At 62.4% G+C, this 26,425-nt stretch carries 23 protein-coding genes and 1 other RNA gene; 12 read left to right on the forward strand and 12 right to left on the reverse strand.

Features of this window, described 5'->3' with window-relative positions; translation table 11 throughout:
• The first annotated feature begins 12 nt into the window (after positions 1-12).
• Together RHEC894_RS14195 and RHEC894_RS14200 are read left to right on the forward strand one after the other, a co-directional pair.
• The gene (locus RHEC894_RS14195) at positions 13-1,296 is read left to right on the forward strand and encodes an SDR family oxidoreductase (protein WP_085737737.1); all 1,284 of its coding nucleotides are present in this window, start codon (positions 13-15) and stop codon (positions 1,294-1,296) included.
• Complete coding sequence (locus RHEC894_RS14200) at positions 1,296-1,772, forward strand: DUF2269 domain-containing protein (protein ID WP_085737738.1); 477 nt, start codon at positions 1,296-1,298, stop codon at positions 1,770-1,772. The genes RHEC894_RS14195 and RHEC894_RS14200 overlap by 1 nt, the downstream gene beginning before the upstream one ends.
• On the opposite strand, the gene RHEC894_RS14205 is transcribed toward RHEC894_RS14200, so the two are convergent.
• Positions 1,764-2,357 (reverse strand): LysE family translocator, encoded by a 594-nt coding sequence (locus RHEC894_RS14205; RefSeq protein WP_085737739.1) that lies wholly within the window; start codon positions 2,355-2,357, stop codon positions 1,764-1,766. The two genes, RHEC894_RS14200 and RHEC894_RS14205, sit on opposite strands and share 9 nt — an antisense overlap.
• Before the next feature lie 263 nt (positions 2,358-2,620).
• On the opposite strand from RHEC894_RS14205, the gene RHEC894_RS14210 reads away from it, so the two are divergent.
• Positions 2,621-3,469, forward strand: a complete 849-nt coding sequence (locus RHEC894_RS14210) for an aldo/keto reductase (protein ID WP_085737740.1) — start codon at positions 2,621-2,623, stop codon at positions 3,467-3,469.
• Positions 3,470-3,619: 150 nt separating this feature from the next.
• Positions 3,620-4,615, forward strand: a complete 996-nt coding sequence (locus RHEC894_RS14215) for an SAM-dependent methyltransferase (RefSeq protein ID WP_085738987.1) — start codon at positions 3,620-3,622, stop codon at positions 4,613-4,615.
• A 119-nt stretch (positions 4,616-4,734) separates the two neighbouring features.
• Here the strand turns inward: RHEC894_RS14215 and ilvN are convergent, their stop codons facing one another.
• A complete protein-coding gene (gene ilvN, locus RHEC894_RS14220) occupies positions 4,735-5,307 on the reverse strand; it encodes an acetolactate synthase small subunit (protein WP_085737741.1) in 573 nt (190 codons plus the stop codon).
• 26 nt (positions 5,308-5,333) lie between these two features.
• Positions 5,334-7,124, reverse strand: coding sequence for an acetolactate synthase 3 large subunit (locus RHEC894_RS14225; RefSeq protein ID WP_085737742.1), 1,791 nt, complete (start codon positions 7,122-7,124; stop codon positions 5,334-5,336).
• A gap of 342 nt (positions 7,125-7,466) precedes the next feature.
• On the opposite strand from RHEC894_RS14225, the gene RHEC894_RS14230 reads away from it, so the two are divergent.
• On the forward strand, positions 7,467-9,491 hold the full coding sequence (locus RHEC894_RS14230; RefSeq protein ID WP_085737743.1) for an ATP-binding protein: 2,025 nt from the start codon (positions 7,467-7,469) through the stop codon (positions 9,489-9,491).
• On the opposite strand, the gene RHEC894_RS14235 is transcribed toward RHEC894_RS14230, so the two are convergent.
• Positions 9,476-10,402 (reverse strand): dihydrodipicolinate synthase family protein, encoded by a 927-nt coding sequence (locus RHEC894_RS14235; protein WP_085737744.1) that lies wholly within the window; start codon positions 10,400-10,402, stop codon positions 9,476-9,478. The genes RHEC894_RS14230 and RHEC894_RS14235 overlap by 16 nt on opposite strands.
• Before the next feature lie 20 nt (positions 10,403-10,422).
• The gene (locus RHEC894_RS14240) at positions 10,423-11,037 is read right to left on the reverse strand and encodes a LysE family translocator (RefSeq protein WP_010068023.1); all 615 of its coding nucleotides are present in this window, start codon (positions 11,035-11,037) and stop codon (positions 10,423-10,425) included.
• 95 nt (positions 11,038-11,132) lie between these two features.
• Between RHEC894_RS14240 and RHEC894_RS14245 the strand changes: the two genes are divergently transcribed.
• Complete coding sequence (locus RHEC894_RS14245) at positions 11,133-12,686, forward strand: PLP-dependent aminotransferase family protein (RefSeq protein WP_085737745.1); 1,554 nt, start codon at positions 11,133-11,135, stop codon at positions 12,684-12,686.
• Positions 12,683-13,381: a hypothetical protein gene (locus tag RHEC894_RS14250; protein ID WP_085737746.1), complete on the forward strand. Its 699-nt coding sequence runs from the start codon at positions 12,683-12,685 to the stop codon at positions 13,379-13,381. The genes RHEC894_RS14245 and RHEC894_RS14250 overlap by 4 nt, the downstream gene beginning before the upstream one ends.
• A gap of 14 nt (positions 13,382-13,395) precedes the next feature.
• Here the strand turns inward: RHEC894_RS14250 and miaA are convergent, their stop codons facing one another.
• Positions 13,396-14,292 (reverse strand): tRNA (adenosine(37)-N6)-dimethylallyltransferase MiaA, encoded by an 897-nt coding sequence (gene miaA / locus RHEC894_RS14255; protein ID WP_164517691.1) that lies wholly within the window; start codon positions 14,290-14,292, stop codon positions 13,396-13,398.
• Here miaA and serB point away from each other — a divergent pair.
• Complete coding sequence (gene serB / locus RHEC894_RS14260) at positions 14,291-15,181, forward strand: phosphoserine phosphatase SerB (protein WP_085737747.1); 891 nt, start codon at positions 14,291-14,293, stop codon at positions 15,179-15,181. The genes miaA and serB overlap by 2 nt on opposite strands.
• Positions 15,182-15,465: 284 nt before the next feature.
• On the opposite strand, the gene RHEC894_RS14270 is transcribed toward serB, so the two are convergent.
• The 5 genes from RHEC894_RS14270 to RHEC894_RS14290 form a co-directional block, all read right to left on the reverse strand.
• Complete coding sequence (locus RHEC894_RS14270; RefSeq protein WP_085737748.1) at positions 15,466-17,175, reverse strand: DegQ family serine endoprotease; 1,710 nt, start codon at positions 17,173-17,175, stop codon at positions 15,466-15,468.
• 205 nt (positions 17,176-17,380) lie between these two features.
• Positions 17,381-18,340, reverse strand: coding sequence for a protease modulator HflC (locus tag RHEC894_RS14275; RefSeq protein WP_085737749.1), 960 nt, complete (start codon positions 18,338-18,340; stop codon positions 17,381-17,383).
• Positions 18,341-18,343: 3 nt separating this feature from the next.
• Positions 18,344-19,426 carry an FtsH protease activity modulator HflK gene (hflK, locus tag RHEC894_RS14280; RefSeq protein WP_085737750.1) on the reverse strand — a complete coding sequence of 361 codons (1,083 nt, stop codon included), beginning with the start codon at positions 19,424-19,426 and terminating at the stop codon, positions 18,344-18,346.
• Positions 19,427-19,575: 149 nt separating this feature from the next.
• Positions 19,576-20,094 carry a dihydrofolate reductase gene (locus tag RHEC894_RS14285; protein ID WP_085737751.1) on the reverse strand — a complete coding sequence of 173 codons (519 nt, stop codon included), beginning with the start codon at positions 20,092-20,094 and terminating at the stop codon, positions 19,576-19,578.
• Between the two features lie 12 nt (positions 20,095-20,106).
• Positions 20,107-20,901, reverse strand: a complete 795-nt coding sequence (locus tag RHEC894_RS14290) for a thymidylate synthase (protein WP_085737752.1) — start codon at positions 20,899-20,901, stop codon at positions 20,107-20,109.
• A gap of 111 nt (positions 20,902-21,012) precedes the next feature.
• On the opposite strand from RHEC894_RS14290, the gene ssrA reads away from it, so the two are divergent.
• The 4 genes from ssrA (at position 21,013) to RHEC894_RS14310 (ending at position 22,602) form a co-directional block, all read left to right on the forward strand.
• Positions 21,013-21,375, forward strand: a transfer-messenger RNA (tmRNA) gene (gene ssrA / locus RHEC894_RS14295).
• Between the two features lie 128 nt (positions 21,376-21,503).
• Positions 21,504-22,019, forward strand: coding sequence for an SspB family protein (locus RHEC894_RS14300; protein ID WP_085737753.1), 516 nt, complete (start codon positions 21,504-21,506; stop codon positions 22,017-22,019).
• A gap of 49 nt (positions 22,020-22,068) precedes the next feature.
• Positions 22,069-22,263 (forward strand): DUF4169 family protein, encoded by a 195-nt coding sequence (locus tag RHEC894_RS14305; protein WP_085738989.1) that lies wholly within the window; start codon positions 22,069-22,071, stop codon positions 22,261-22,263.
• Between the two features lie 120 nt (positions 22,264-22,383).
• Entirely contained in the window at positions 22,384-22,602 is a 219-nt protein-coding gene (locus RHEC894_RS14310) for a ribbon-helix-helix domain-containing protein (RefSeq protein ID WP_085737754.1), read from the forward strand.
• Positions 22,603-22,612: 10 nt separating this feature from the next.
• On the opposite strand, the gene RHEC894_RS14315 is transcribed toward RHEC894_RS14310, so the two are convergent.
• Entirely contained in the window at positions 22,613-26,305 is a 3,693-nt protein-coding gene (locus RHEC894_RS14315) for an AsmA family protein (protein ID WP_085737755.1), read from the reverse strand.
• Positions 26,306-26,425: the final 120 nt, after the last annotated feature.

Below are 26,425 nucleotides of genomic sequence, written 5' to 3' on the forward strand. Positions count from 1 at the left end.
AATCTCCTCCCTATGAATATTCTCATTCTCGGTGCTACAGGCTTTATCGGTTCGGCGGTCGCGGCGAGATTGCTAGAGGATGGCCATGTCATCACCGGACTTGGCCGCAATTCCGGCCGGGCGCGCCTCCGCGAGCCCAGCATCCTCTGGATCAGCGCAAATCTGGCTGAGATGACCGACGCGGCCGACTGGGCGTCGGTGCTTGATGGCCAACAGATTGTCGTCAACAGCGCTGGCGCCTTGCAGGACGGCCTGTCTGATGACCTTGCTGCCACGCAGGAACGGGCGATGATCGCGCTGCAAGGAGCAGCGCGCATGGCCGGCGTGAAGCTAATCGTTCAGATATCGGCGCGCACTGACGGCGCCGGTCGTGACCGGCCGTTTCTAGCGACCAAGCGCGCCGCCGACCTCGCGCTTGCGGCAAGCGGCATTCCCTACGTGATCCTGCGCCCAGCGCTGGTGCTCGGCCGAAACGCCCACGGCGGCACGGCGCTGCTGCGTTCCCTCGCTACCTTCCCCCTCGTCCTGCCGCTCATCCACGCCGACAGCCCGGTCGAAACCGTCGCCGTCGAAGATGTCGCCGCCGCAGTCTCAGCCGCAATCTCCGGCACGCTCCCCTCCGGCAGCGATATAGAACTGGCAGCCGAAGAACGGCAAACGCTCGCAAGCCTCGTCAAACTCCACCGCGCCTGGCTCGGCCTGCCGGATGCACCAGTCATTTCCATTCCGCCCATTCTTGCAAGGCCGGTCACATGGCTTGCGGATATGGCCGGTCATCTCGGCTGGCGCTCGCCGCTACGCTCCACGGCCATGACCATTATGTCCGAAGGTATCAGCATGGATCGCGCGCCACCATCAGGCCTGACGACTCTCTCGGCAGCGGCAACACTCTCGGCCAATCCCTCCGGCGTGCAGGATCTCTGGTTTGCCCGCCTCTATCTCCTGAAGCCGCTCGTCATAACAGGCCTCTCCGCCTTCTGGCTGCTCTCCGGCCTGATCCCGCTGCTGGCGCTGGAGAAGACATCGGCTCACTTCCTGCCATTCATGCCTGAGGCGGCGGCAACGACGTTGACGCTTGCGACCTGCCTGATCGACGCGGCACTCGGCGCCGCCGTGCTCGTCCGTCCGCTCGCCAAACGCGCCCTCCTCAGCATGCTGACCGTCTCTGTCGCCTATCTCACCGGCGCCAGTCTGCTCGAACCGGCGCTTTGGCTCGATCCGCTCGGCGTCCTCGTCAAGGTGCTGCCGTCGATCCTGTTGACGCTGACGGCCCTTGCCACCCTGGACGAACGTTGATGCTTGAGGAATTGCTGCTGCTTGCCCATGTCGTCGGTGCGACCGTGCTCTTCGGCACCGGCGCCGGCATCGCCTTCTTCATGGTGATGGCGCACCGGACGCGCAATCCCGTCCTGATCGCTCATGTCGCCGCAACCGTCGTCGTCGCCGACACCGTCTTTACCGCTACCGCTGCCATTCTCCAGCCTGTAACCGGTTATCTTCTCGCCCGCATCATCGGCTGGGAGCTGTCGGAAGGCTGGATCGCCTTGTCGCTGCTGCTTTATGTTGTGACCGGCCTGTTCTGGCTGCCGGTCGTCTGGATCCAGATCCGGCTGCGCGATCTCGCCCGCGCCGCTGTGGCCTCGGGAAGCCGGTTGCCGCGGGCCTATTTCAGCCTCTACCGCATCTGGTTCGCCTGCGGCTTCCCGGCCTTTTCGGCCGTCGTCGGCATTCTCTGGCTGATGCTGACGAAACCGTCGATCACCCTATTTTAGCATCGGCCAGAGGCTCGCCACCAGCAGCACCGCCATGCTGATGTTGAACCATTTCAGCCGTACCGGATCGGACAGCCATTCCCTGAGCGCCGAGCCGAAACCTGCCCAGGTCGAAACACTGGGAACATTGACCGCCGCAAAAGCCAGACCGACGATCAGCACGCTGACGAGATAAAGCTGCGGACTGGTATAGGTCGCCATCGCCGTAACCGCCATCACCCAGGCTTTCGGATTGACCCACTGGAAGGCGGCAGCCGAGACAAAGGACATCGGCTCTGTGCCGCTCCTGCCTTCGCTGAGCGACCGCGAAGAGGCAATCTTCCAGGCAATCCAGACGAGATAGGCGCCGCCGGCAAATTTCAGCGCCGTATAGACCGCCGGCATCGTATGCAGCAGCGCGCCAAGCCCGAGGCCGACCCCGAGGAGCAACGAGAAGAAACCGATACCGATGCCGAACATATGCGGGATCGTCCTGCGGAAACCGAAATTCACGCCCGAGGCGAAGAGCATCATATTGTTCGGCCCCGGCGTGATCGACGTCGTGAAGGCGAAGAGAACGAGGGCGAGAAACGTATCCAGCGGCATGCGACCTCCCGAAGCCGGCTTTTCCAGAAGCCCGCTTTATTTAGGTCAGCATAATTGTCCTAAATCGCCGATGCCATTGCATCATTGTCATGGTGACAGGATTACTTGAAAGTTAGCGGCGCAGCCCAATCTCTTGCCGAGAACAGGATGATTTTAGGCCCGTTGGCCTAGAATCTGAATCCTGTTCTCAATTAAAGAGTTAGAGCATGATGTCGCCCGAAAACCGCGCACACTTTTCGGCATCATGCTCTAGGATCAACACCATGCAGGACGACCCTATCCCATCGATCACATTCCCGAACGGCGCGGAAGTGCCGGCGCTCGGCCAGGGAAGCTGGGCCATGGGCGAGGATGCCGGCCATGCGAGCGCCGAAATCGAGAGCCTCAGAGCCGGCATCGATCTCGGCATGACGCTGATCGACACCGCCGAAATGTATGGCGACGGCGGCGCCGAGGAGATCGTCGGCCAGGCGATCAAGGGACGGCGCGATGAGATTTTCATCGTCAGCAAGGTCTATCCGTGGAATGCCAGCCTGAAAGGCACGGTCGAGGCCTGCGAGCGCAGCCTCGAACGGCTCCGCACCGACCGCATCGATCTCTATCTCCTGCACTGGCGCGGCAACTATCCGCTCGCCGAGACCGTCGCCGCCTTCGAAAGGCTGAAAGCATCCGGCAAGATCGGCGCCTGGGGAGTCTCCAACTTCGACACCGACGACATGGAGGAACTGCTCGGCGTGCCCGACGGCGCCAATGTCGCCGCCAACCAGGTGCTCTACAATCTCTCCCGCCGCGGGATTGAATTCGATCTCTTGCCCTGGTGCCAGAGCCGCGGCATTCCCGTCATGGCCTATTCCCCGATCGAGCAGGGACATATCCTCCACAATGCGGAACTGATCCGCATCGCCAAGGCCTATCAGGCAACACCGGCGCAACTGGCTCTGGCCTTCCTGCTCGAACGCGACGGCGTCATCGTCATCCCGAAGACCTCCAACGCTGAACGGGTCCGCGAAAACCGCGACTGCGTCTCGCTTGATATCACCGATGAGGACTGGGAGGCGCTGGACGTTGCCTTCCCGCCGCCGGCAGCGAAAAGGCCGCTGGAGATGCTTTGATCGCCGGCGGCGCAAGGCAACAGGCTCGCCACGCCGGGGAAAGCCTGATATTTTGCAGATAGCGAGCGAGGCAATTCCATGCCAGGCGGTCCGACGCGCAATGATCTAGCGGCTATGCAAGGGGGCGGCTTCTACAACAGGCATTCCGCCATGCAGGCCACCGGTATTGCCGCTCTGCTTTCCCAATGGGAAGCGGCGTGCCGGACGGTGGACATCAGCGACAGCCCAGTGACCATCGTCGACTACGGCTGCTCACAAGGCCGAAATTCGATGATCCCGATGCGGAAGGCCATCGACGTCGTACGTTCCAGAGCGGGCGCAACCGTGCCCATCGAGGTCGTTCATACCGACCTTCCATCCAACGACTTCTCGTCCCTGTTCGAAGCGCTGATTTCAGATCCGAACAGCTACATGACAGAAACCTCCGATGTTTTTCCTCTGGCTATCGGCAAATCATATTTCGCGCCGTTACTCCCGCCTGGACGCGTGCACCTTGGTTGGTCGACCTGGGCGCTGCAATGGATGAGCACCAACGCCATCGATGCGCCAGATCATATTCTCGCAGGCATGAGCAGGTCACCGGTCGTTGCCGCTGCGGTCGCGGCGCAGCAAGCCAGCGATTGGGAATGTTTTCTGACGCAACGGTCCCGGGAGATGCGGCCGGGCGCGAAATTCGTGGCCGGCTTCACGGCCCGCGCAGACGCTGAGACCGGCTGGGAGTGGCTGCTTGGCGAGCTATGGTCGGCGCTTGCAGACATGAGAAGAGATGGCCTGCTCGCAGAACAGGAACAGGAGCAGATGACCATACCGATCGGCCTTCGGTCCCTGGAGGATATCAAAGCTCCTTTCAGGCAATCCGGTTTTTTCGCCGAACTGAGGCTGGAACATCTCGATCTGGTGAAAGTGAGCGATGCGTTCTGGCCAGAATTCGAGGGCAACGGCGACAAGCTGGCATTCGCCAGGCAGCATGCGAACGTAACGCGCGCATGGAGCGGCCCGCTGCTCGCCGGCGTGGCTCCACGTTCATGCGAACAGACCGCGTTTGTCAATGAACTGTTCAGCCGTTTCGAGCGTCGCCTCTCGGAAGACCCCAGACCCCATGAACCTTACATGGCGGCCGTGGTACTATCGAAGGATGGCCGGTAAATTATGCCGAGCCAACGATCCGCATCTGTCGGAAATTCCGCGATCTGGGAAAGTGGCCCGGCACCGTTTCCGCTTGGCGGATTCCGTTATGCCGCATCCGGCATAACGGAATCCAATTCTTACATCCCCTGCGCGCCGCGGTTCATCGCGGCAATACCGGTGCGGCAGACCTCGATCAGGCCGAGCGGTTTCATGATCGCCACGAACTGATCGATCTTCGACGACTTTCCGGTGATTTCAAGAATGAAATGACCGACCGTCGCATCCACCACCTTGGCATGGAAGGCGTCGGCAAGGCGCAGCGTCTCGGCACGCATCTCGCCCTCCCCGACCACCTTCACCAGCGCCACCTCGCGCTCGATCGGCCGGTCCTGGCCGAGTTCGCGGGCGCGCACCGTCAGGTCGACGACGCGATGCACCGGCACGATGCGTTCGAGCTGCGCCTTGATCTGCTCCAGCACCTGTGGCGTGCCGCGCGTGACGACGGTGATGCGCGACAGATGCGCCTGGTGCTCGGTCTCGGAGACGGTGAGGCTCTCGATATTATAGCCGCGGCCGGAGAACAGCCCGATGACACGGGCAAGCACGCCGGGCTCGTTGTCGACGAGAACCGAGAGCGTATGGTTCTCGACCGCCGTCGTTTCCGGAGAGATGAAATAGGCAGAGCCCGTGGGCTGAAGGTGTGCGTTCATATTCCTGGGTTTCCTCTGACTTTTTCTTAGACGAGCTGACGGCCCTTGGCGTCGATCGCGTTGGCGACCGCTTCGTCGGTGGCTTCGTCGGGCAGCAGCATTTCGTTATGCGCCTTGCCCGAGGGAATCATCGGGAAGCAGTTGGCGAGATTGGCAACGCGGCAATCGAAAATGACCGGCTTCTTGACCTCGATCATCTCGACAATGGCATCGTCGAGTTCGTCCGGCTTGTCGCAGCGCAGGCCAACCGCGCCATAGGCTTCCGCCAGCTTGACGAAATCGGGCATCGCCTCCGTATAGGAGTGCGACAGGCGGTTGCCGTGCAGGAGCTGCTGCCACTGGCGCACCATGCCCATGTACTGGTTGTTCATGATGAAGATCTTGATCGGCGCATCGTACTGGATCGCCGTCGACATTTCCTGGATGCACATCTGGATCGAGGCGTCGCCGGCAATGTCGATGACCAGGCTTTCGGGATGGGCGATCTGCACGCCAAGCGCCGCCGGCAGGCCGTAGCCCATCGTGCCGAGGCCGCCCGAGGTCATCCAGCGGTTCGGCTGTTCGAAGCCGAAGAACTGTGCTGCCCACATCTGATGCTGGCCGACTTCGGTCGTGATGTAGGTGTCGCGGTCCTTGCTATGCGCAAACAGCCGCTCCAGCGCATATTGCGGCATGATGACGTCGTTGTTTTTCGTATAGGCGAAGGAATTGCGCGCCCGCCAGCGGGCAATATCGCTCCACCAGCCCTCGAGGCGGTTTTTCTCCGGCTTCTTCGGCAGCGCCCGCCAAAGGCGGACCATGTCTTCGAGGACATGGCCGACATCGCCGCGGATGCCGATATCGACGCGGACGTTCTTGTTGATCGACGAGGGGTCGATATCGATATGGATCTTCTTCGAGTTCGGCGAAAAGGCGTTGAGGCGGCCGGTGATGCGGTCGTCGAAGCGGGCGCCGATGCAGACCATGACGTCGCAGTCGTGCATCGCCATGTTGGCCTCGTAGGAGCCGTGCATGCCGAGCATCTTCAGCCAGTTCTTGCCTGAAGCCGGATAGGCTCCGAGGCCCATCAGCGTCGAGGTGATCGGGAAATCGGTGAGATCGACCAGCTCGCGCAGCAGCTTGGAGGCTTCAGGACCGGAATTGACGACGCCGCCGCCGGAATAGATGATCGGACGGCGCGCATTCGCCATCATCTCGATTGCCGCGTGGATCTGGTTGAGGTCGCCCTGGATCTTCGGCTGGTAGCTCTTCTGGATCGCGTAATCGGCGGGCGGCGTGTAGGTGCCGGTCGCAAACTGCACGTCTTTCGGAATATCGACGACGACAGGGCCCGGACGGCCGGACTGGGCGATGCGGAAGGCCTCGTGAATGATGGCGGCGAGTTGGTTGACATCCTTGACCAGCCAGTTGTGCTTGGTGCAGGGCCGGGTGATGCCGACCGTATCGCATTCCTGGAAGGCGTCGGAGCCGATCAGCGGGGTCGGAACCTGACCGGTCAGGCAGACGAGCGGGATCGAATCCATCAGCGCATCCTGCAGCGGCGTGACCGCATTGGTGGCGCCCGGACCCGAGGTGACCAGCATGACGCCGACCTTGCCGGTGGAGCGGGCATAACCTTCGGCCGCATGGCCTGCCCCCTGCTCATGGCGGACGAGGATGTGCTTGATCTCGTCTTGCTGGAAGATCTCGTCATAGATCGGCAGGACCGCGCCGCCGGGATAGCCGAAGATATGTTCGACGCCATTGTCCTTCAGCGCCTTGAGAACGATCTCCGCTCCCGTCATCCGATTGCCTGCCGCCTGATTGTCCGTGGTCATCTGTCTGTTCCGTTTGATGCTGGGATTGCGTTTGTGGCCGGAAGCCCGAATTTCGGGCATAAAAAAAGGCCCCGGAGGAGCCTGTCATCTAGCGCATGGGTGGCTACCGCCGGATGGTTACACCATCCTGCCCATGCGCTTTCCCACCACGATAAGAGCCGTTGCGATTTTCATGGTCGGAAGTGATAGACAGAAAATTTCGCAGCGTCAACGCATGCCGCAATAAAAAACTGCCTGCGCGCCCGAGCCTCCCGAAATCTCCCAAGCCCCGAAAATCCATAGGCTGAAGGATTTGTTAAAGGATGGACTTTATCCTTGTTCCCTATTGCAGGGAGTAGCCCGTTGCTCAACAACGACTTGCGCGTGTCTGGCAAGGCAGGCGAGCACGATAGACGCGATGGCCATGCGCCAGGAAATCGCTTTCTCGGCCGCGTGGTCGCATGCAGCGGATCGCGGGCGACGATCGCTGCCGTCGCCGAACAGGGCGGCACCGATCTCACCGAACTTTGGTCCGTCGGCCGACTGATTTCGATCAGCGTCGGCCGCAACCGCGTCGTCGCCCTCGTCTACTCGATGAATACCGGCAGCCATGCCTGGGGCGAAGGCGAGGACAATTATTTCAAGATCGAGACCGAGCTTCTCGGCGAAGTCCGCGTCGACGAGGACGGGCGCGAGGAATTCTCGACCGGCATCTCGCGTTATCCCTATCTCGGCGCCATCGCCCACCGCATCCGCTCCGCCGACCTGATGCGCATCTACGATGCCGGAGAGGGCACCACCGCCGTCATCGGCAAGCTGACGCAGGACGAAAGCATCGACGCGGCGATCCACATCCCCTCGATGCTCTCCAAGCACTTCGCCGTCGTCGGCTCCACCGGCGTCGGCAAGTCGACGGCCGTGTCGCTGCTCCTGCACAAGGCGATCACGGCAGATCCGAAACTGCGGGTGCTGATCCTCGATCCGCACAACGAATTCGCCGCCGCCTTTCCCAACCACGCCGTCACCATCGACACCGATACGCTCGACCTGCCCTTCTGGCTGATGCGGCTGGAAGAATTTGCCGAGGTCGTCTTTCGCGGCCGCCCGCCGGTGCCGGACGAACTCGACATGCTGCGCGACATCATGCCGGAGGCCAAACGCGCCTTCCGCGGCAGCGACAATTCGCTGGTGCGCCGCACGACGGAAAAGAGCTCGATCACCGCCGATACGCCGGTTCCCTACCGCATGGCCGATCTGCTGGCGCTGATCGACGAACGCATCGGCCGCCTGGAAGGCCGCGCGGAAAAGCCTTTCCTGCGCTCGCTGAAGATGCGCCTCATCGCCGCGATCAACGATCCGCGCTATCACTTCATGTTCTCCAACAACACGATCAGCGACACGATCACCGAAACCATCGCGCAGATCTTCCGGGTCCCCGGCGAGAACCGGCCGATCTGCACCTTCCAGCTGGCCGGCATTCCCTCCGAGGTCGTCAATTCGGTCGCCTCGGTGCTCTGCCGCATGGCCTTCGAAGTGGCGCTCTGGAGCGAGGGCGCCATCCACATGCTGGTCGTTTGCGAAGAGGCCCACCGCTACATCCCCTCCGACCCCAGCCTCGGCTTCGTGCCGACGCGCCAGGCGATCGCCCGCATCGCCAAGGAGGGCCGCAAATATGGCGTTTCGCTCGGCATCATCACCCAGCGGCCGGGCGAACTCGACCAGACGATCCTCTCGCAGTGCTCGACGCTCTTTGCCATGCGCCTTGCCAACGACCGCGACCAGGAAATCATCCGCTCGGCCATCCCGAACTCGTCGATCTCGACGACGAGTTTCATCTCCTCGATCGGCAACGGCGAGGCGATCGCCTTCGGCGAGGCGATCAGCGTGCCGATGCGCATGCGCTTTTCCCGCGTCGACGAGACCCTCCTGCCGAAGGCGAGCAACGCCAACAACAAGCACAGCGAGGAAGATCCGGATAGCGTCGATCTGCGCAAGATCGTCACCCGCATGCGGGCGGTAACCGTCGGACCCGACATTTCGAATTTCCAGCAGAGCCTGGCCGCATCCGTGGCAGGCTTCGACGGGGCTGATGATGCCGAAGAAGATCTCGGCGACAAACCCTATGCCCCGCCTGCGCCATCTGCTGCGCCGCTCGAATCCTACCGGCGCGAACTGCTGCCGCAGGCGCCGCGCCTCGACCCGGCCGCGCCGCCCGCCGTCGATCCCCGGCTGGATGCGCTGCGCCGTGAGATGCGCCGCGAGGAGCCGGTCTTTCCACGGCCGGCCCCGCCGACGGACCAGCCCGCAATCTCCCGCCGGGAGCCCGGCACGTCGCTGCGCGAAAGTATATTGAGAAAGCCGCTGAGCAGCCTCTACAACAAGGATTGAGCCTTCAGTTCGTTTTCCAGCGCGATCAGAGGCTCGACGGCGTCGAGCACGCGCCTCCGGTCCGTCGGCCCTGGCGGCAACAGCGGTCGTGGGAGTTCTGCCTCGATCGGCAGAAGACGATTGACCACCGCATAGACCACGCGAAGACTTCCGAACTCCTTGAACGATTTCCAGAGCGGCTGGAGAGCACCATCGAGACGCCGCGTCTCGCCGCCGTCACCAGCAATCGCCGCCTTCGTCAGGGCAAGGGCAATGTGCGGCAGCAAGCCGCCGACGACGCTGTACCACGCGTCGGCGCCGGAAAGCAGCGCTTCGGCCGCGCCCCAGTCGCCGCTATAGCCGATCGCGAGGTTGGCCTTCTCACGCAACGCCACCAGTTCCCCGCGCAAATCGCCATCGACAGGCAGCGGCATCTTCACCGCCCTGATCGTCTCGATATCGGAGAGGCGGTGCAGAAGCTCCCGGCTGAAAGTGAAATGCGTCGTGCCGGGATTATTGTAGATGCAAAGCGGCAGCGCCGCCGCTTTCGTGACCGCAAGGAAATGCTGGTAGGCTTCTTCCTGGGTCAACGGCGTATAGGACACCGGCGCAAGCAGAAGCGCGTCCGCACCAGCGGCCTCGGCATCCCTGGCCAGATCGACGGCATGATCCGTCCTGAGAGCCCCGACGCCGACGACAATGCGAACACGGCCTTCAACGCATTCGACCGCAGCTTGAACGGCGCGCCGTCGCTCCGCGCGTGTCAGAAAGGCGTAGATCCCGGTGCTGCCGAGAAGGCCGATGGAAGCGACGCCGGCATCGCACAGCGGTTCCAGCAGACGGCAGAGAGATTCGGTGTCCACCCGGCCATTCACATCGGCCGGCGTTGGCGGAAAGGCCGAAAGACCATGAAAGGGAGAAACTGAAGACATGACGCGATCCTGAAAAGCGGTCAATGTGAAAACAGCAGGCGCGATCCGGCGCCGGCGAAGAAGACGGCGAGACCTCCCTCGATCCATCGCCGCGCATGCGCATAGCCGCGCACCATCGGCGACGTCGAGAACAGCACGGCATAACCGGCGAAGATCGAAATCCCCAGCAACACGCAGCCGCCGAACGCCGTGAGCGCCATCTCGGGGGAAGCGCCGGGCTTAAGGCCAAGCGACATGATCGCGACCCAGGCCAGAACCGCTTTCGGATTGCCGAGATGCATCAGAACGCCGCGGCGATAGAGCGTGCCGAATTGCGCTGCCGGCCTGGCGAACTCGCCTGCAGGCCGATCAGGGGCCGCCGCCGAGCGGGCCGCCCTCCAGGCGAGCCAGAGGAGGTAGACCCCACCTGCGATCTTGAGGATCACCAGAGCATGGGCATAACGCACAAGCAGTGTCGAGATGCCGGTGACCGCAATCAGCCCCCAGCATGAGGACATGGTGATCACTCCGGCAGCAAGCATAAGCGCCGGTCGGCGCCCTTGGCTCATTGCGACATTCATGATGGCCATGTTGCTTGGCCCGGGACTGCCTGCCGCGATTGCATAGGCGATGTAGACGACGAGAAGATCCTGCATTTGCGGTTTCCGGGAACAATCAATTCGCTTCCTTCTCTTCGAAAATTGGTCCATCGTGCAGCTCCATTTTGAAGAATTATTGTGGACCATTTGCCTTGTCCAAGCGGCGCAGCACCATCGAAATCCCCTCGCTCAATGCGATCGATCGAACGGCCAACGTCGGCCGCCAGCTTGCCCAGTCCCTGCGCAACGCCATCGCCTGCGGGGAACTGAGGCCAGGCGAACGCCTTCCTTCGACACGCACCCTTGCGGCTTCGTTGAAAGTCGCCCGCGGGACTGTCGTCGAGGTCTTCGATCAGTTGACTGCCGAAGGTTATCTCGAAGCGCGGGTCGGAGCTGGAACCCGTGTTGCCGCTCACCTCTTGGATGCAATACCGGCCGTCCCCCCCGCCCCGGCGGTGCCGCCGGTCGCGGATGCCGTCGACCTGCCTTCCCCGGCAGCCCGGTTGATCGCAATCGCCCGTGCGCTCACGCCGCACCCACCCGTCCCCTTCGCTATCGCCGTCCCGGCTTCCGGTATTGCACCCGACGACAACTGGCGCCGCCTCGGCAATCGTGTGCGCGCGTCGAGACAGGCCGCACCCTCCGGTTACCACGACCCTATGGGTGTGCTCGAACTCAGGCTTGCCATTGCCGACCACGTCCGCCGCGCGCGGGCCGTTCACTGCGAGCCGGAACAGGTCATTGTCACGTCAGGCACGCAGCAAGGCCTCTATATGGCGGGCCGGGTCCTTCTGTCCCGTGACGATCAGGTATGGGCCGAAGACCCGGCCTATCCCGGTCTCACGGCGGTGCTCGACGATCTCGGCGTAGAGACGCACCGTCTGCCGGTCGATGCGCAGGGAATGAACGTGGAACACGGCCTCGAGCTCTACCCGCAGGCGCGCGCGGCATTCGTCACCCCTTCGCATCAATATCCGATCGGCATGCCGCTCAGCATGGCCCGGCGCAATGCCCTGATCGCCTGGGCCGGTCAAAACCGCGCCTGGATCGTCGAGGACGATTACGACAGCGAACTGCGTTATGCCGGGCACCCGTTTCCTTCGATGCAGGGGTTGTGTCCGTCACGTGTCATCTATCTCGGCACGTTCAGCAAGGTGCTTTTTCCCGCGCTGCGCCTCGGCTATGTCATCGCCCCTTCCCCGCTCACAGAAGCCTTCGCCGGCGCCCGCGCCATTCTCGACCGGCATTCACCGACATCGGAACAGCATGTTCTGGCGGCCTACATGAGGGAGGGTTACTTCGAAGCGCATATCCGGCGCATCCGCGGGCTCTATGCCGAACGGCGTGCCGTCCTGCTGGCAACGCTCGAGCAGGCCTTGCCCGAGGGATGCCGCGTTCAGCCGAGCGACCAGGGCATGCACATTCTCCTATGGCTGCCGGACGGGGCCGACGATGTCAAAATCGCAGGCGGCGCCCTGTCGGCCGGCCTCGCGGTGCGCGCGATCTCTCCGATGTATGCCGCCCAGCCGGCGCGCGCCGGCCTGATGCTCGGGTTCGGCGGATTTCCGCCGGAGCAGTTGCAGGCGGCAGTCGGCGAACTCGTCAAACTGCTGAGCGGAAGCCTGCCGCATCGAAATGTTGAAAATCGTAACCGATCGGCAATGACAATGTCGGAGACTGCATTTCTCCAGGGAAAGCGGCCATGAGACCCATCTTGAACTTCATCGTCGGCTTCGGTGCCGGCGTCCTTGTTGCGACAGCGGCAGAGGCTGCCGGCTTCGACTGCTCCAGGGCAAGCAGCGCCGACGAAAAGATCGTCTGCGGCGATAACAGGCTTTCTCGCTTCGATGAGCTTTTCAACGAACGTTATGCCGCAACGAAAAAGGCATCGCCCGATGAGGACATCGTCCATACGGCCCGCAATTTCCTGGCTGATCGGAGCGATTGCGGCGACAATAAATCCTGCATTCTGAGCGCCTATCTCGCCGTCCTCTGGGAAATCTCGCCCGATAAAAGCGATTTCATGGGAGGGATTTCGGCCCGATCCCTGACAGGCAGCCGATTGCCCGAGACCTCTACGATTCCTGAAAGAGTCGGGCAATGCGCGGCCACGACGGTCCTCGAGGTTCATCCCCGTGTCGACAATGGCGGTGCGCCGGCTACGAACGCGGACTTCGATAGCGGCACGGGTATCGACTATGCCAATGATGGCTACCAGGTCTCTTATAACAGAGAAGAAGCGCTGATCAGCTCAAAGCCCGGCGATCCCGTCACCATGTGCCTGGTCGAGATCGATCGGGATTGCAGCCCCGATGAGAGCGGGCGACTGTTCCTCGTCACCAACGATCGCACGCGCGAAAGCTGGATCCTGCCCGACGCACAGCACAAGTGCGGCGGCTGACGAATTACGGCCGGCTAAACGGCCAGCCGCTCCCAGCTCTCGTCCATCTGATTGCGGAACCAGGTCATTTGCCGCTTGGCATATTGCCGCGTCGCCGCAGCTCCCTTTTCGATCACCTCGTCGCGGGTCATCTCGCCCTTCAGCATCGCCGCGATCTGCCAAACGCCGATCGCCTTCATGACAGGCGCCTCAGTGGGCAGGTTAAGCGCCTGCAACGCCCTCACCTCGGCTTCCGCCCCCTCACGCAGCATCTTTTCGAAACGGCCGTTGATGCGGACATGCAGCACGGCCCGCTCCGGCAGCACGACGATCTTGCGGGCCTCGGCGACATCGATCACGACAGGTCCCGACCGGCCCTGGAAAGCGGCGATCGACCGCCCGGTCGCTTTCATCACCTCCAGCGCCCGGACGATGCGCTGCCCGTCCTGGCGGTTGAGGCTTGCCGCCATGGCGGGATCGGCCTCGGCGAGTTCCGCGTGAAGCCCGTCCGGCCCCTCCTCCACGAGCCGCCTTCGCAGCTCCTCCCGCAGCGCCTCGGGAATCTCGGGCATGTCGGAGAGACCGCCGGTCAACGCCTTGAAATAAAGCCCGGTGCCGCCAACGAAGACCGGCAGCTGTCTGGCAGCCCTGAGCACCGGCAAGAGCGCCGAGACATCGCGTAGCCAGGCACCGGTCGAATAGGCGGCATCCGCCGGCACATGTCCGTAGAGATGATGCGGCACGCCCTGCATCTCCTCCTCCGACGGGCGCGCGGTCAGCACCCGCAGCGTGTCGTAAACCTGCATGCTGTCGGCATTGACGACCGCGCCTCCGTGACGCCTGGCCAATTCGACGGCGAGCGCGGACTTGCCGCTGGCGGTCGGCCCGGTTATCAGGATCGCGTTCACTGTGCTCAGAAGGTTTTCCATCATGGCCCTCGTTGCCACGCTTGTTGCCAATCCGTCAAATCCCATGCTGACAGCCAAGATCGCCGAACAGGCTGCCGAGGCGGTCAATGCTTCCGGCCTCTACTGGCTGGCCGACGGCATCGCCTGCGATATCGCCCTGCGTGACGGCACCGATGTGCAAGCAGCCGAGGCCAATATTCTTGCCGTCATAGCAAGCGCGCCGATCGACCTCGTCATCCAGGAGCAGGAGACCCGCCGCAAGAAGCTGCTGATCGCCGACATGGATTCGACCATGATCGGCCAGGAATGCATCGACGAATTGGCCGCCGAAGTCGGCCTGAAGGAGAAGGTTGCGACCATTACGGCCCGCGCCATGAACGGCGAGATCGCCTTCGAACCTGCCCTGCGGGAGCGCGTCGCCCTGCTGAAGGGTCTGCCGATATCCGTCGTCGATGAAGTGATCGCCAAGCGCATCACGCTGACATCAGGCGGCCCGGAACTGATCGCCACGATGAAGTCGAAAGGTCACTACACCGCGCTGGTCTCCGGCGGCTTCACCGTCTTCACCAGCCGCATTGCCGCTACTCTCGGCTTTGACGAGAACCGCGCCAACACGCTGCTCGAAGACGGCGGCATCCTCTCCGGCTTCGTCGCCGAGCCGATCCTCGGCAAGCAGGCGAAGGTCGATGCGCTGAACGAAATTTCGGCGCGCCTCGGCATTTCGCCGAACGACGCGATCGCTGTCGGCGACGGCGCCAACGATCTCGGCATGCTGCACCTCGCCGGCTCAGGCGTCGCTCTCCACGCCAAGCCGGCAGTCGCTGCCGAAGCGCAGATGCGCATCAACCACGGTGACCTGACCGCGCTGCTCTATATCCAGGGATACCGGAAGACGGATTTCGTCACGGGTTGAATGTTTCAGCTCGCCGTCTCTGGACAGTGACTAAACCAATCCCAGTCGCTATCCGACGCGTCGGCATAAAATTTGGCGCGAACGCTTACCCCAATCTCCTCATCCCTGTGCTCGTCACAGGGATCCAGCGCGCCCAAGTCCTTGGGCGCGGGAGACCCCCTTACCTTCATGAGACTCATTCACCGCGCAGACGCGCGGTGGCTGGATTCCTGTGACAAGCACAGGAATGACGGACGAGAGGTTGGGCGAGAACAGGAATGCAGCGGCTAGTCGCCGCCGTCCCCTTACTCCATCGGCACCGCCACGAACCGCAGATCGCCATTTGCCGATGCGATCATCAACTGGGCGTTGCGGCGCCCTTCCTGCTTCAGCGCCTGCACCTTGGCGGCGACCGCATCCGGCGACTTCATGAACTCCTGAGCCACCTCGACGATCACGTCGCCGGGCTTGAGCCCTTTTTCGGCCGAGGCGGAGCCGGGCGTCACTTCGGTGACGACGACACCGTCGACGCTTTCGGCAATGCCGAAAGCCTTGCGCGTCTCAGCGCTCAGAAGCGAGAGCGACAGCCCGAGCACGTTCCTCGGCGTGGCCGCATCCGGCGCCGCCTGGCCCTTATGCTGGTCGGGCGCGCCCGGCGCCGGCTGCGCCTGATCGCCGCCGTCGGGCTGGTCCATATCATTGTTCTCGTCGGGATCCGGCGTAATCACACCATCGTCCTGCGAACCGTCACCATCGCCGGGTGCTGCCGCCTGATCGCTGTCTTCCAGCCGGCCAAGCTTCACTTTGACGGTCTGCTCCTTGCCGTCGCGCAGCACGACCACGTCGACTTCCTTGCCGACCGTGCTTTCCGCCACGACGCGCGGCAGATCGCGCATTTCGCTAACGGTCTTGCCGTCGAATTTGAGGATGACGTCGCCCGCCTTGATCGAGCCGTCGTCGACCGGTCCGCCCTTGATGACGCCGGCGACCAGCGCGCCCTTGGCGCTGTCGAGCCCGAGGCTGTCGGCGATATCGTCGGTCACCGGCTGGATGCGCACACCGAGCCAGCCGCGCCGCGTCTCGCCATATTCGCGCAATTGCTCGACGACGCCGGAGGCAAGCTCCGAAGGCACCGAGAAGCCGATGCCGATCGAGCCGCCGCTCGGCGAAATGATCGCCGTGTTGATGCCGATCACCTCACCCTTCATGTTGAAGAGCGGCCCACCGGAATTGCCCTTGTTGATCGCCGCATCCGTCTGGATGAAATTGTCGTAGGGCCCGGCATTGATGTTGCGGCCGCGCCCGGAAATGATACCCACCGTCACCGAACCGCCGAAGCCGAACGGGTTGCCGATCGCCATCACCCAGTCGCCGATGCGCATCGTGCTGGAATCGCCGAATTTCACGAATTTCAGCGGCGTCTTCGGCTCGACCTTGAGCACCGAAAGATCGGTTTTCGTATCCGTGCCGATCAGCTTCGCCTTGAGCTTCGAACCATTGGCGAAATTGATCTCGATGTCGTCGGCGCCTTCGATCACATGGTTGTTGGTGACGATATAGCCTGTCGGATCAATGACGAAACCGGAGCCGAGCGAGCTGACATTATGGTTGCCGCCCTTGTTGCCCTGCTGTTTGTTGAAGAAATCGTTGAAGAATTCCTGGAACGGCGAGCCGTCGGGCGCGCGCGGCGCCGGGCCGGCGCCCTCGTCGTCCTTCACATTCTGCGAGGTCGAGATGTTGACCACGGCATCGAGCAGCCCCTCGGCAAGATCGGCAACCGAAGCCGGACCATTGCCGGGAACTCCGGCTTGCATCGGCGCGGTCTGCTGCGGTGCGGCAGGTGCAGGCGGTGTAAGCACAGGAGCAGCCGGAGCCGGTGCAGCAACCCCGGGCACCGTCGTCTCAGGCGCGGCTTGCGCATAGGCGACCCCGTTCATGCCGGCATGCGCAAGAATTGCAGCGCTGGCCATAAGCGCGAGCGTTCGTCTGAAGGGCGAGCGATTCGTGGGGGCCATCAAGCTTCCTCATAGGGGGTAAATGCGCACATTGAGCACCAGCATAAGGCGGAATGATGGAGGGTGAAATCACCTTTTCGCGAAATCCCCGTGCAATGTGACGTCGCCTCGCAAATGCCGGATCATCTCAATCATCCCACGAAAAAAGGGCCAGCACGCGGCCGGCCCTTTCAGGATTTTCAGGATGCGCATGGCATCCTCGGCGTCAGTTCGCCGGCTGAGCAGGCGCTGCCGGAGCCACTGCGCCAGGAACTGCCGGCGCCGGATTTGCCGGCGAGCGCAGGGCACCGGCGGCATTGTCGAAATAGCGGAAGAATTCCGTATTCGGCGACAACACCAGCGTCGTATCCTGCGACGAAAGCGCAGAGGAGTAGGCAGCCATCGAGCGATAGAACTCGAAGAAGGCCGGATCCTTGCTGAAGGCGTCGGCGAAGACGCGGTTGCGTTCCGCATCGCCTTGACCGCGCAGGATTTCCGCGTCGCGCTGCGCGCCCGCGGTCAGCTCGACGACCTGGCGGTCGGCGACGGCCCGGCGCCGCTGACCTTCTTCATTGCCCTCCGCGCGGATACGCTCGGCTTCGGCCAGACGTTCGGAGCGCATGGCATTGTAGGTGTTGGGCGCAACCTCCGGCGAAAGATCGGTGCGGCGGATACGAACGTCATCGATATGCAGGCCGAGATTTTCGGCATCCGTGCGCAGGTCGTCGCGGATCTCCAGCATCATCGCGACACGCTCTTCCGAAAGCGCGGCATTGTAGTCACGCAGGCCGTAGACACGGCGAAGCGATGAATCGAGCTGCGCCCTCAGCCGCGCTTCGGCGGCCTCGCGATCACCCGAGACCGTTTCGCGGAAGCGGCGAACATCCGAAATATTGTAGATCACGAAGGCGTCGACGTCGAAGGTCTGGCCGTCCTGAACTTGAACGCGGATATTGTCGAGATCGAGCCTTAGCGCCTGCTTTTCGACCAGTTGGACGCGATCGGCATCCATGAAGCCGAAGGGCAGCTTGAAATAGATGCCGGGTTCGGTCTTGACCGACTGGATCTGGCCGAAGCGGACGACAATCGCCTGTTCGCGTGCATTCACCACGAAGATCGACGAATAAAGCCCGACCAGCACGATGGCGAGGATGAGGAGAATGATGGGAAGTCTGTTCGATGTCATGGTTCAACCTCCCTGCTGCGCCGGCTTGCCGATCTCGTTGAGCGGCAGATAGGGCAACACACCCTGCTTCTCGTCGATGATCACCTTCTTCGAGTTCTTCAGCACCTGTTCCATCGTTTCGATGAACAGCCGCTTGCGGGTCACTTCGGGAGCCTTCGAATATTCGTCGTTGATCGCAGTGAAGCGTTGCGCTTCACCTTCCGCCTCCTTGACGACGCGGTCCTTGTAGGCGGCAGCATCTTCACGGATTCGCGCCGCATCGCCACGCGCCTGACCGAGCTTCTGGTTCGTGTAGCGGTTGGCGTCTTCGATCGTGCTGTCGCGGTCCCGGCCGGCACGCTGCACTTCTTCGAAGGCATCGGCGACTTCGCGCGGCGGCGCCACGTTCTGGATCGTCACGCCGGTCACGGTCACGCCCGCGCCATAGCGGTTCATCGTATCCTGCACGATATTGAGCACATCCACTTCGATCGGCTGGCGATTGCTGCGGAAGGCATCCTGCGCCGGACGGCGGCCGACGATTTCGCGCATGGCGCTGTCGGAAACCTGCTGCAGGGTCTCGGCCGGATTTTCGACGTTGAAGAGATAGGCCTTCGGATCACTGACCGTATAGAACACGGCGAACTGCACGTTGATGACGCTCTTGTCGCTGGACAGCATCAAGCCGTTCGAAGACGACGCCGAGGTCGCCCCGATATTCAGCTGTTGCACGGTCACCTTGACCGTCTCGACGCTTTCCATCGGCCAGAAATGGAAATGCAGACCGGGCATCGAGATCTCTTCCTTCGGCTTGCCGAACCGCAGTTCGACGCCGCGCTCGTCCGGCTGCACCACGTAGACGCACTGGATCAGCCAGAAGATGGCGACGATCGCCACGACAATCACCGCCACGCCGCCGTTGAAACCGCCGGGCACGATGTTGCGCAGTTGGTCCTGTCCACGCCGGATGATGTCTTCCAGGTCGGGCGGTCCGCCCTTGCCGCCGCCGCGCGGGCGGTTCGGCCCCTGGCCCCATGGTCCCTGATTGTTATTACCGCCGCCGCCGCCCCAAGGGCCGCCGCCGCCATTCTGATTGCTCCAGGGCATCAAAACCTCGTTGTTCGTTAAGTCTTCCACGCATCCGGAACCGTGGGGGCTGAGCGGTGGATGCGTTGGTGACCGTTATAGGTATCGCCGCATCGGCTTTCAACGCAACGTGAGAAACTTGGTCAATTTAATTGGAAAATAGTTCATTTTCAGGCGTGTCGGCGTTCATAGACGACGAAGCGCGTGGGATAGGTATCCTTCTCGCCGGCCGGGACCGCGATGGTCTCCCCTGCCCGCCAGATATCGGGATCGATCGCCGGGAACGAAGCGTCCCCATCGAGGGCAGCCTCGACATGCGTGATGCACATCCGGTCGGCAAGGTCGATCGCCTGTGTATAGACCTGCCCGCCGCCGATAATGCAGATCTCGTCGACGCCGGTCTCTCGCGCCAGCCTTTCAGCCGCGGTCATCGCCTCCGGCAGCGAATGGGCCATCTGCACGTCCGGGTGGCCTATCGTCGCCTGCCTTGATATCACCACATTCGGCCGCCCCGGCAGCGGCTTGCCGATCGAATCGTAGGTTTTGCGGCCCATCACGATGGGCTTGCCCAATGTCAGCGCCTTGAAGCGCTTGAGGTCGCTCGAAAGCCGCCAGGGCATGTCGCCGTCGCGGCCGATGATGCCGTTGCGGGCAACGGCGGCGATGATGGTCCTGCGGATGTCGGCCATGAAATATCCCGGTCAGACGGCGATCGGCGCCTTGATGCTGGCATCGGCCTCGTAGCCGATCAGCTCGAAATCGTCGAAGGTGAAGCCGAAAATGTCCTTCACATCGGGGTTGATGCGCATAAAGGGCAGCGGCTTCGGCCGGCGCTCCAGTTGCAGCTTCGCCTGGTCGAAATGGTTGTGGTAGAGGTGGGCGTCGCCCAGCGTGTGGACGAAATCGCCGGGCTTCAGCCCGGTTACTTCAGCCACCATCATCGTCAAAAGCGCATAGGAGGCGATGTTGAACGGCACGCCGAGGAAGATATCGGCCGAGCGCTGATAGAGCTGGCAGGAGAGCTTGCCGTCGGCAACATAGAACTGGAACAGGCAATGGCAGGGCGGCAGCGCCATCTCGTCCACCTCGGCCGGGTTCCATGCCGAGACGATGTGGCGGCGCGAATTCGGGTTGTTGACGATACCTTTGACGAGATTGGCGATCTGGTCGACATGGCCGCCGTCCGGCGCCGGCCAGGAGCGCCATTGGGCGCCGTAGACCGGCCCGAGATCGCCGTTTTCATCGGCCCATTCATCCCAGATCGAAACGCCGTTTTCCTTGAGATAACGGATATTCGTGTCGCCCTTGAGGAACCATAAAAGCTCGTGAATGATCGACCGCAGATGCAGCTTCTTCGTGGTCAGCACGGGGAAGCCTTCCTGGAGGTCGAAGCGCATCTGGTAGCCGAAGACCGAGCGCGTGCCGGTGCCGGTGCGGTCGCCCCGGTCGGAGCCCTTTTCCATCACATGGGCGAGGAGATCGAGATATTGCTTCATGGCGCGCTGATTCCGTTTGGCCTAATTTATGCTCCCAGCAGCAGGAAACCAATCACCGGCGAGTATTTTCCCAATGTTTCTGATGCGGTCCATAACGCTTTTATGACGTTGGCCCTTTCCTTGGGCTGAGGAAACCACTATATCAGCCTTGCCGGCTTTCGGGCCGGCTATGGCGATAAACGAGCGGTGTAATAAGCCTATTGGACCCGGGGGCGGTACCCGGCGCCTCCACCAAAAACCGGCGGCCTTGAAGGCCGGCTTTTGATGGGGGCGAAACAGGATCGACAAGGGTGTAAAGATCGTCTTTTTGCTCGGCATTGTACCGCCGTTATCGGGCTAAAATTATAGTTGCAAACGACAACTATGCGGAAGCTCGTCTCGCTGCTTAATCGCAGTGTGACACTTCAAATCAAGTCCTAGTGGTTCGCACCTCTAGGCGGGGTCCGAAGGCACCTGGCAACAGAAGCCTTCACCTTCTCCCTGCCGCCGAAATCATGTATGCTGCTGAAAAACGTGACTCGGCTCCGGTCTTTCCCAAGGCGCCCGGACGTGGCATATAACCGTGTGAAAAGACTTCCGAACCGACGAAAGACAGGAAAAGCATGGGGCAGGATCATATCCGCTACGACATTCTGGCACAGGATGCACTTCGCGGCGTCATCCGCAAGGTTTTGGCGGAAGTCGGAGCGACGGGCCGTCTGCCCGGCGACCATCACTTCTTCATTACCTTCCTCACCGGTGCTGCCGGCGTACGCATCTCCCAGCACCTGAAGTCGAAATATCCCGAGCAGATGACCATCGTCATCCAGCACCAGTTCTGGGATCTGAAGATCACCGAGACGCATTTCGAGATCGGCCTTTCCTTCTCCGACGTTCCGGAAAAGCTGGTCATCCCGTTCAATGCGATCCGCGGTTTCTACGATCCCTCCGTCAATTTCGAACTCGAATTCGACGTGCCGCTTGCCGATGGCGAGGAGCTGCCGTCAGGCGAGATCACCGCCTATCCTGTCGACGCGGCAGGAAAGCCCGATGAGGCCGCCGCCGCAAAACCCTCCGAAGGTGATGAAAAGAAACCAGGCTCCGTCGTCTCGCTCGACTCTTTCCGCAAAAAGCAGTGATCTGAGGGAGGCCATGCCTCCCTTTTTCATCGGGAATTCAGGCAACCGCATGAGCGCCGAAATCGTCAATCTGCGCCAGTTCCGCAAGAAGCAGGCCCGCTCCGAAAAGGAGAAGCAGGCCGAGCAGAACCGTATTTCCTTCGGCCGCACCAAGGCCGAAAAGCAACTGACCCGCAGCCTGAACGAAAAGGCCGACAGGGCTCATCGCGACGGCCGGATCGAGACGGATGACGACGGCGCGTGACGGCTTCCTCGACTGCATAATTCAAAGCCGGAATGATTCTGCGATCAGTCGCTTGCGCGGATTTCTTGAATCGATCTGCCAACCCATACCCGGCCCATACACGGGATGTGAAGCCGCTTCATGATCCGCAAGCATTCGGCGACACTGCACGGTCATCGCACCAGTTTCTCACTGGAAGATGAGTTCTGGGACGAGTTGAGGACGATCGCCGCAAGCCGTTCGATACCGCTTGCCGCCCTGATTTCCGAAATCGACGATCACCGTCCTGCCGGCAGCAACCTGTCCTCGGCGCTACGCCTCCATGTTCTCGCCTGGATAAAGGCCGGCGGCCAGTCATGACGGCCGCGATTTATTGCGCCTGAACGCCCGGCAATTGGTCGAAGTTGAGTTGGCCAGGCTGTCCCTGCTCGCCGCGCCGTGCCGCCTCTGCCTCCGCGGCCGCTCTGGCTTGCGCTTCCGCCTTCACCTTGGCTTCTGCCTCGGCCGCGGCCTTTTGTTCGGCCGCTGCCTGCGCCAATGCACGCAGCCGCTCTTCCTCCGCCTGCCGCTGCTTTTCGATTTCGGCCGCCTTGACGCGCTCGGCGTCGTTGAACCGGTAGAGCGCCGCCTCGCGGCGCAGCCGCTGCTTTTCGAGCACGATCGCCTGCAGCCGCTCGACACGCCGACGCTCGCGCTCGAAGGCGCGCAGCGACAGATAGCTGGTGATATCGGTCACATCCATCGTCTTGCCGGGTGACGGCAGCATCCCGGAAAAATTCAGCTTGAGCGCCGGTTCGGCGCCGGAAAGCACCTCCGCGCCCGGATTGAACCCGACGCCCAGCGTGGCGCTGATCCGTTCCTCCGGCAGCGCGATCTGCGCGTCGGCGGTGATGCGGGCGAGATCGTTGGCAACCGTGACATTCTGCACGCGCAATGTCCCGTCGGTGATATTGAAGGGAATGCCGAGCGGCGGCAGCTTCGCCTCGCCGTTGCTGAGCAGCGTCTCGACGATCGGATGCACCTTGCCGGCATTGATCTGCTCCTGCATCGTATCGGTCGCGGCAAGCAGCGGCGGAAGGATGGCAAGGTTCAGCCCGCGTATGCTGGTATCGCCGAGCCTCAGTTCACCCGAACCATTGAGCGAGCTGGCGATTTCGCCGACCGTCTTGCCCGAAGCCTCCATCGACAACGACAGGCCGAACTTGCCGTTGGCGATCGGCGCGCCGTCGCGCAGCCAGACGACACCGGAGAGATCGGAATCGGCAAGCGCAAGCTTCGTCTGCACGAAACCGGTGCCGTCGGCGTTGGTGAACAGCAGATTGCCGGAGAGCTTTCCGCCGTCCCAATTGCCAGCCATGTCGTTGAGCTGAAGCTCATCGCCCTTGTAGGCAACGTTGCTGGTGAAGTCGGACACCGCCGTTTCCGGCAGGCCGGGCCAAAACTGCTTGGCCGTCAGTTTCACGTTGACGTCGAGATCCTTGAAGACGGGCAGCCCGAGCGGCGCCGTCGTCAGCGCGCCATTGGCAGGATCGACGATCTGGCCGAACACCGCCTCTCCAAGCCAGCCGGCATCCGCTTTGGAAAGGGTCAGCTCGCCGCTGGCGGTCGTCTTCGCAGCCTTCCGGTCGAAGCGCAGCGCGCCTGAAAACTCGTTGTCGGCCGCATGGCCCTTGAGATCGGAAAAGACGATCTTGTCGCTGTCGATGCCGGCATTGACCTGCAGACCGAACGGCAGCCCGGTTCCCGTCTGAGGCAGAGCGATCCCGTTCATGATGAGATAGGGGTCGATATCGGCGCTGTCGAGCGAAAGCGCGATCTGGCCGTTCATGAAAGTCTCCGGCCGGACATCGACCTTGCCATTGGCGGTGAACGAGGTCCGGTCGGTCGCAAAGGTCAGCGCCGCATCGGCGGGATCGTTGTCCGATGCCTTTACCTTCAGCGTCAGGCGGCCGTTGGCGCCGACATCGACCGGCAGCGGGTCGAGCCCGGCCTGCCCGAACAATATGGAGGGCACGGCATTTTCGAGCGTCGCCTCGAGGCTGGTGGTGCCGTTGCCGGTCAGCGCCAGGAGGTCGGACATGCGGTAGTCGAGATTGACGCGGCTGCCGTTCGACACACCGGCGAGCGTCACCGTCAAGGCGTTGCCCTCGTCGCCGCCGAGCGTCAACGCGCCGCGCAGCGCCGTATTGCCGTACCAGCCGGCATTGCGCACCAGCCGGTCGAGCACCGGATGATGCGGCAGGTGCTCGCGCAGCATGGTGAAAAAGCCGCCGGGATCGGCCGATTTGAAGGTGATCTCGCCCGCGCCCTTATAGTCGAGCAGCGAGCCTTCCGCCCTGCCCGTCGCCGTCAGTTCGGCGCCCGCGATATTCTTGATCGACAGCCGGTCGACGGCCAGCGCGCCGTCGGCGATGGTGAAGGTGGTCTCGACATTCTCGGCATCGACGCCGAAGGCCGTGAACTTGTCTGCCTTGAGCTGGGCTGCGATCTTGTGGTCGAGCACGTTGTCACCGGCATCCTGGCCGGTCATGAGCCCGCTCAGCGCCTGCAGCGCGTCGAGATCGAGCGTGTCGCCGTTCAGCGCCACAGACAGGGTCGGCGTCTGGCCGGAGATTGCCTGCCGCTCCAGCCGGCCCTTCAGCGTCGCCGGTCCGATGGCGATCTCGAGATTTTCGAAACGCTGCAATTCGTGTGTCAGGCTGACATTGGCGGAAAAGCCCGCCTGCCGCAATTGCCGGATGGCCGGATCGACCGAGCCGGCAAGCCAGGAGGCAAGTCCCGTCGGCTGGCTGGAGGCGACCACGATCTGGCCGTTGAACGAGGGGTCGCCCTGAAGCAGCAGCTTGCCCTTGCCTTCCACCTGTGTACGCCCCGGCAGCGTCCCGGTAGCGCTGTCGATCATCCAGCCGGTGCCGGCCGGCTCCAGCTCCAGCTGCACGTCGCGCAGCGTCGTATCGCCGGCGACGATCGCCGGCAGCTTGACACTCGCTTTGCCCGGCACCTGCGGGATCGGCACCTGCCCGATGACATCGATCAGCGAGCTCAGCCGCTGGCGCGCCGAAACTGCCGCATCGCGCGTCGTCTTGCCGGACGCGCCCTGATTGCCGATGCGGTTGACGTCGATCTGCTGCCCGTCGGCGGTCAACAGGAATTCCGGCGCATTGCCGGTATCGAGCGTCGCCTCTCCGGTTATGACGTAGGGATCGTCCGTCGGGCCGATCTCCATCCTGTATTCGGGAATGCGGATGCGTTCGTTGGTGAGCTCGAAACGGCCCTTGACGCGCGGCGGCTGCTCGTTCTTGTTGGCGGACTTGGCCATATTGCGGTTTTCGATCGCCGCCGAAAGCTGGCCCTGATAGTTCGGTTTGCTGTCGACGAGCTTCAGTTCTCCGTCGAGATCGATGCTGACGGGGTGCTTGTCCGGCGAAAGTTTCGTGCGCATGCGCAGCACGCCCTTCTCGTCCGGCTGGCTGCTGGAAATCGAAAATTTGCCGTGGTCGCCGTCGAGCGCCGCATCGCCCTCGATCCGCCAGGGGCCGGCCAGCGACTTGGCCGACATTTCCGCATTGAGGCCGGTGATGCGGCGCGAGCGGCCCGACTGATCGTCGATGAACTCGACTTCGCCGCCATTGACATGCACGTTTTCGAGAACGACGGTTTTTGCCGGTATTTCCGCGCGGCTGCCGTGCGTCCAGTCGAGCGTGCCGTCCTTGAGCAATCTCAGGCGCACCTTCGGATTGACGACGCGCATGTCGAAGATCAGCGCCTCACCCGAGAGGAAGGGCGCGAGCTCCGCATCCATGGAGAACTGCTCGACCTTGACGATCGGCGTGCCGTCCGCTTCCTGGCCGACGCGCACGTCATGCAGCGTCACCGACGGAAACGGCAGCAGGCGTGCATCCACTGTGCCGTAGACGGTGACTTTCTTGCCGATGATGCGGCTCGCCTGATCCTCAAAATTCTTGCGGAAATCCGTCCAGTCGATGAATAGCGGCGCAAGCAGCGCCATAAACAGCACTACGACGATCACTCCCCCCAGAAAGACGAGGAACCGGCCTACCAATGCAAGGAGTCTCCATTCGGGATTTTGTTGCCGACACTAGCGCATGATGTCGAAAAGTGTGCGCGGCTTTCGGACGACATCATGCTCTAACTCTTTAATTGAGAACAGGATTCGGACTTA

Source organism: Rhizobium sp. CIAT894 (genome assembly GCF_000172795.2).
In the GTDB taxonomy this organism is placed as follows: Bacteria; Pseudomonadota; Alphaproteobacteria; order Rhizobiales; family Rhizobiaceae; genus Rhizobium.

Coding starts and splice junctions, on each gene's coding strand:
- RHEC894_RS14195 (WP_085737737.1), top strand. CDS start 13: ATGAATATTCTCATTCTCGGTGCTACAGGCTTTATCGGTTCGGCGGTC.
- RHEC894_RS14200 (WP_085737738.1), top strand. CDS start 1,296: ATGCTTGAGGAATTGCTGCTGCTTGCCCATGTCGTCGGTGCGACCGTG.
- RHEC894_RS14205 (WP_085737739.1), bottom strand. CDS start 2,357: ATGCCGCTGGATACGTTTCTCGCCCTCGTTCTCTTCGCCTTCACGACG.
- RHEC894_RS14210 (WP_085737740.1), top strand. CDS start 2,621: ATGCAGGACGACCCTATCCCATCGATCACATTCCCGAACGGCGCGGAA.
- RHEC894_RS14215 (WP_085738987.1), top strand. CDS start 3,620: ATGCAGGCCACCGGTATTGCCGCTCTGCTTTCCCAATGGGAAGCGGCG.
- ilvN (WP_085737741.1), bottom strand. CDS start 5,307: ATGAACGCACACCTTCAGCCCACGGGCTCTGCCTATTTCATCTCTCCG.
- RHEC894_RS14225 (WP_085737742.1), bottom strand. CDS start 7,124: ATGACCACGGACAATCAGGCGGCAGGCAATCGGATGACGGGAGCGGAG.
- RHEC894_RS14235 (WP_085737744.1), bottom strand. CDS start 10,402: ATGTCTTCAGTTTCTCCCTTTCATGGTCTTTCGGCCTTTCCGCCAACG.
- RHEC894_RS14240 (WP_010068023.1), bottom strand. CDS start 11,037: ATGCAGGATCTTCTCGTCGTCTACATCGCCTATGCAATCGCGGCAGGC.
- RHEC894_RS14250 (WP_085737746.1), top strand. CDS start 12,683: ATGAGACCCATCTTGAACTTCATCGTCGGCTTCGGTGCCGGCGTCCTT.
- serB (WP_085737747.1), top strand. CDS start 14,291: ATGGCCCTCGTTGCCACGCTTGTTGCCAATCCGTCAAATCCCATGCTG.
- miaA (WP_164517691.1), bottom strand. CDS start 14,292: ATGATGGAAAACCTTCTGAGCACAGTGAACGCGATCCTGATAACCGGG.
- RHEC894_RS14270 (WP_085737748.1), bottom strand. CDS start 17,175: ATGGCCCCCACGAATCGCTCGCCCTTCAGACGAACGCTCGCGCTTATG.
- RHEC894_RS14275 (WP_085737749.1), bottom strand. CDS start 18,340: ATGACATCGAACAGACTTCCCATCATTCTCCTCATCCTCGCCATCGTG.
- hflK (WP_085737750.1), bottom strand. CDS start 19,426: ATGCCCTGGAGCAATCAGAATGGCGGCGGCGGCCCTTGGGGCGGCGGC.
- RHEC894_RS14285 (WP_085737751.1), bottom strand. CDS start 20,094: ATGGCCGACATCCGCAGGACCATCATCGCCGCCGTTGCCCGCAACGGC.
- RHEC894_RS14290 (WP_085737752.1), bottom strand. CDS start 20,901: ATGAAGCAATATCTCGATCTCCTCGCCCATGTGATGGAAAAGGGCTCC.
- RHEC894_RS14300 (WP_085737753.1), top strand. CDS start 21,504: ATGGGGCAGGATCATATCCGCTACGACATTCTGGCACAGGATGCACTT.
- RHEC894_RS14305 (WP_085738989.1), top strand. CDS start 22,069: ATGAGCGCCGAAATCGTCAATCTGCGCCAGTTCCGCAAGAAGCAGGCC.
- RHEC894_RS14310 (WP_085737754.1), top strand. CDS start 22,384: ATGATCCGCAAGCATTCGGCGACACTGCACGGTCATCGCACCAGTTTC.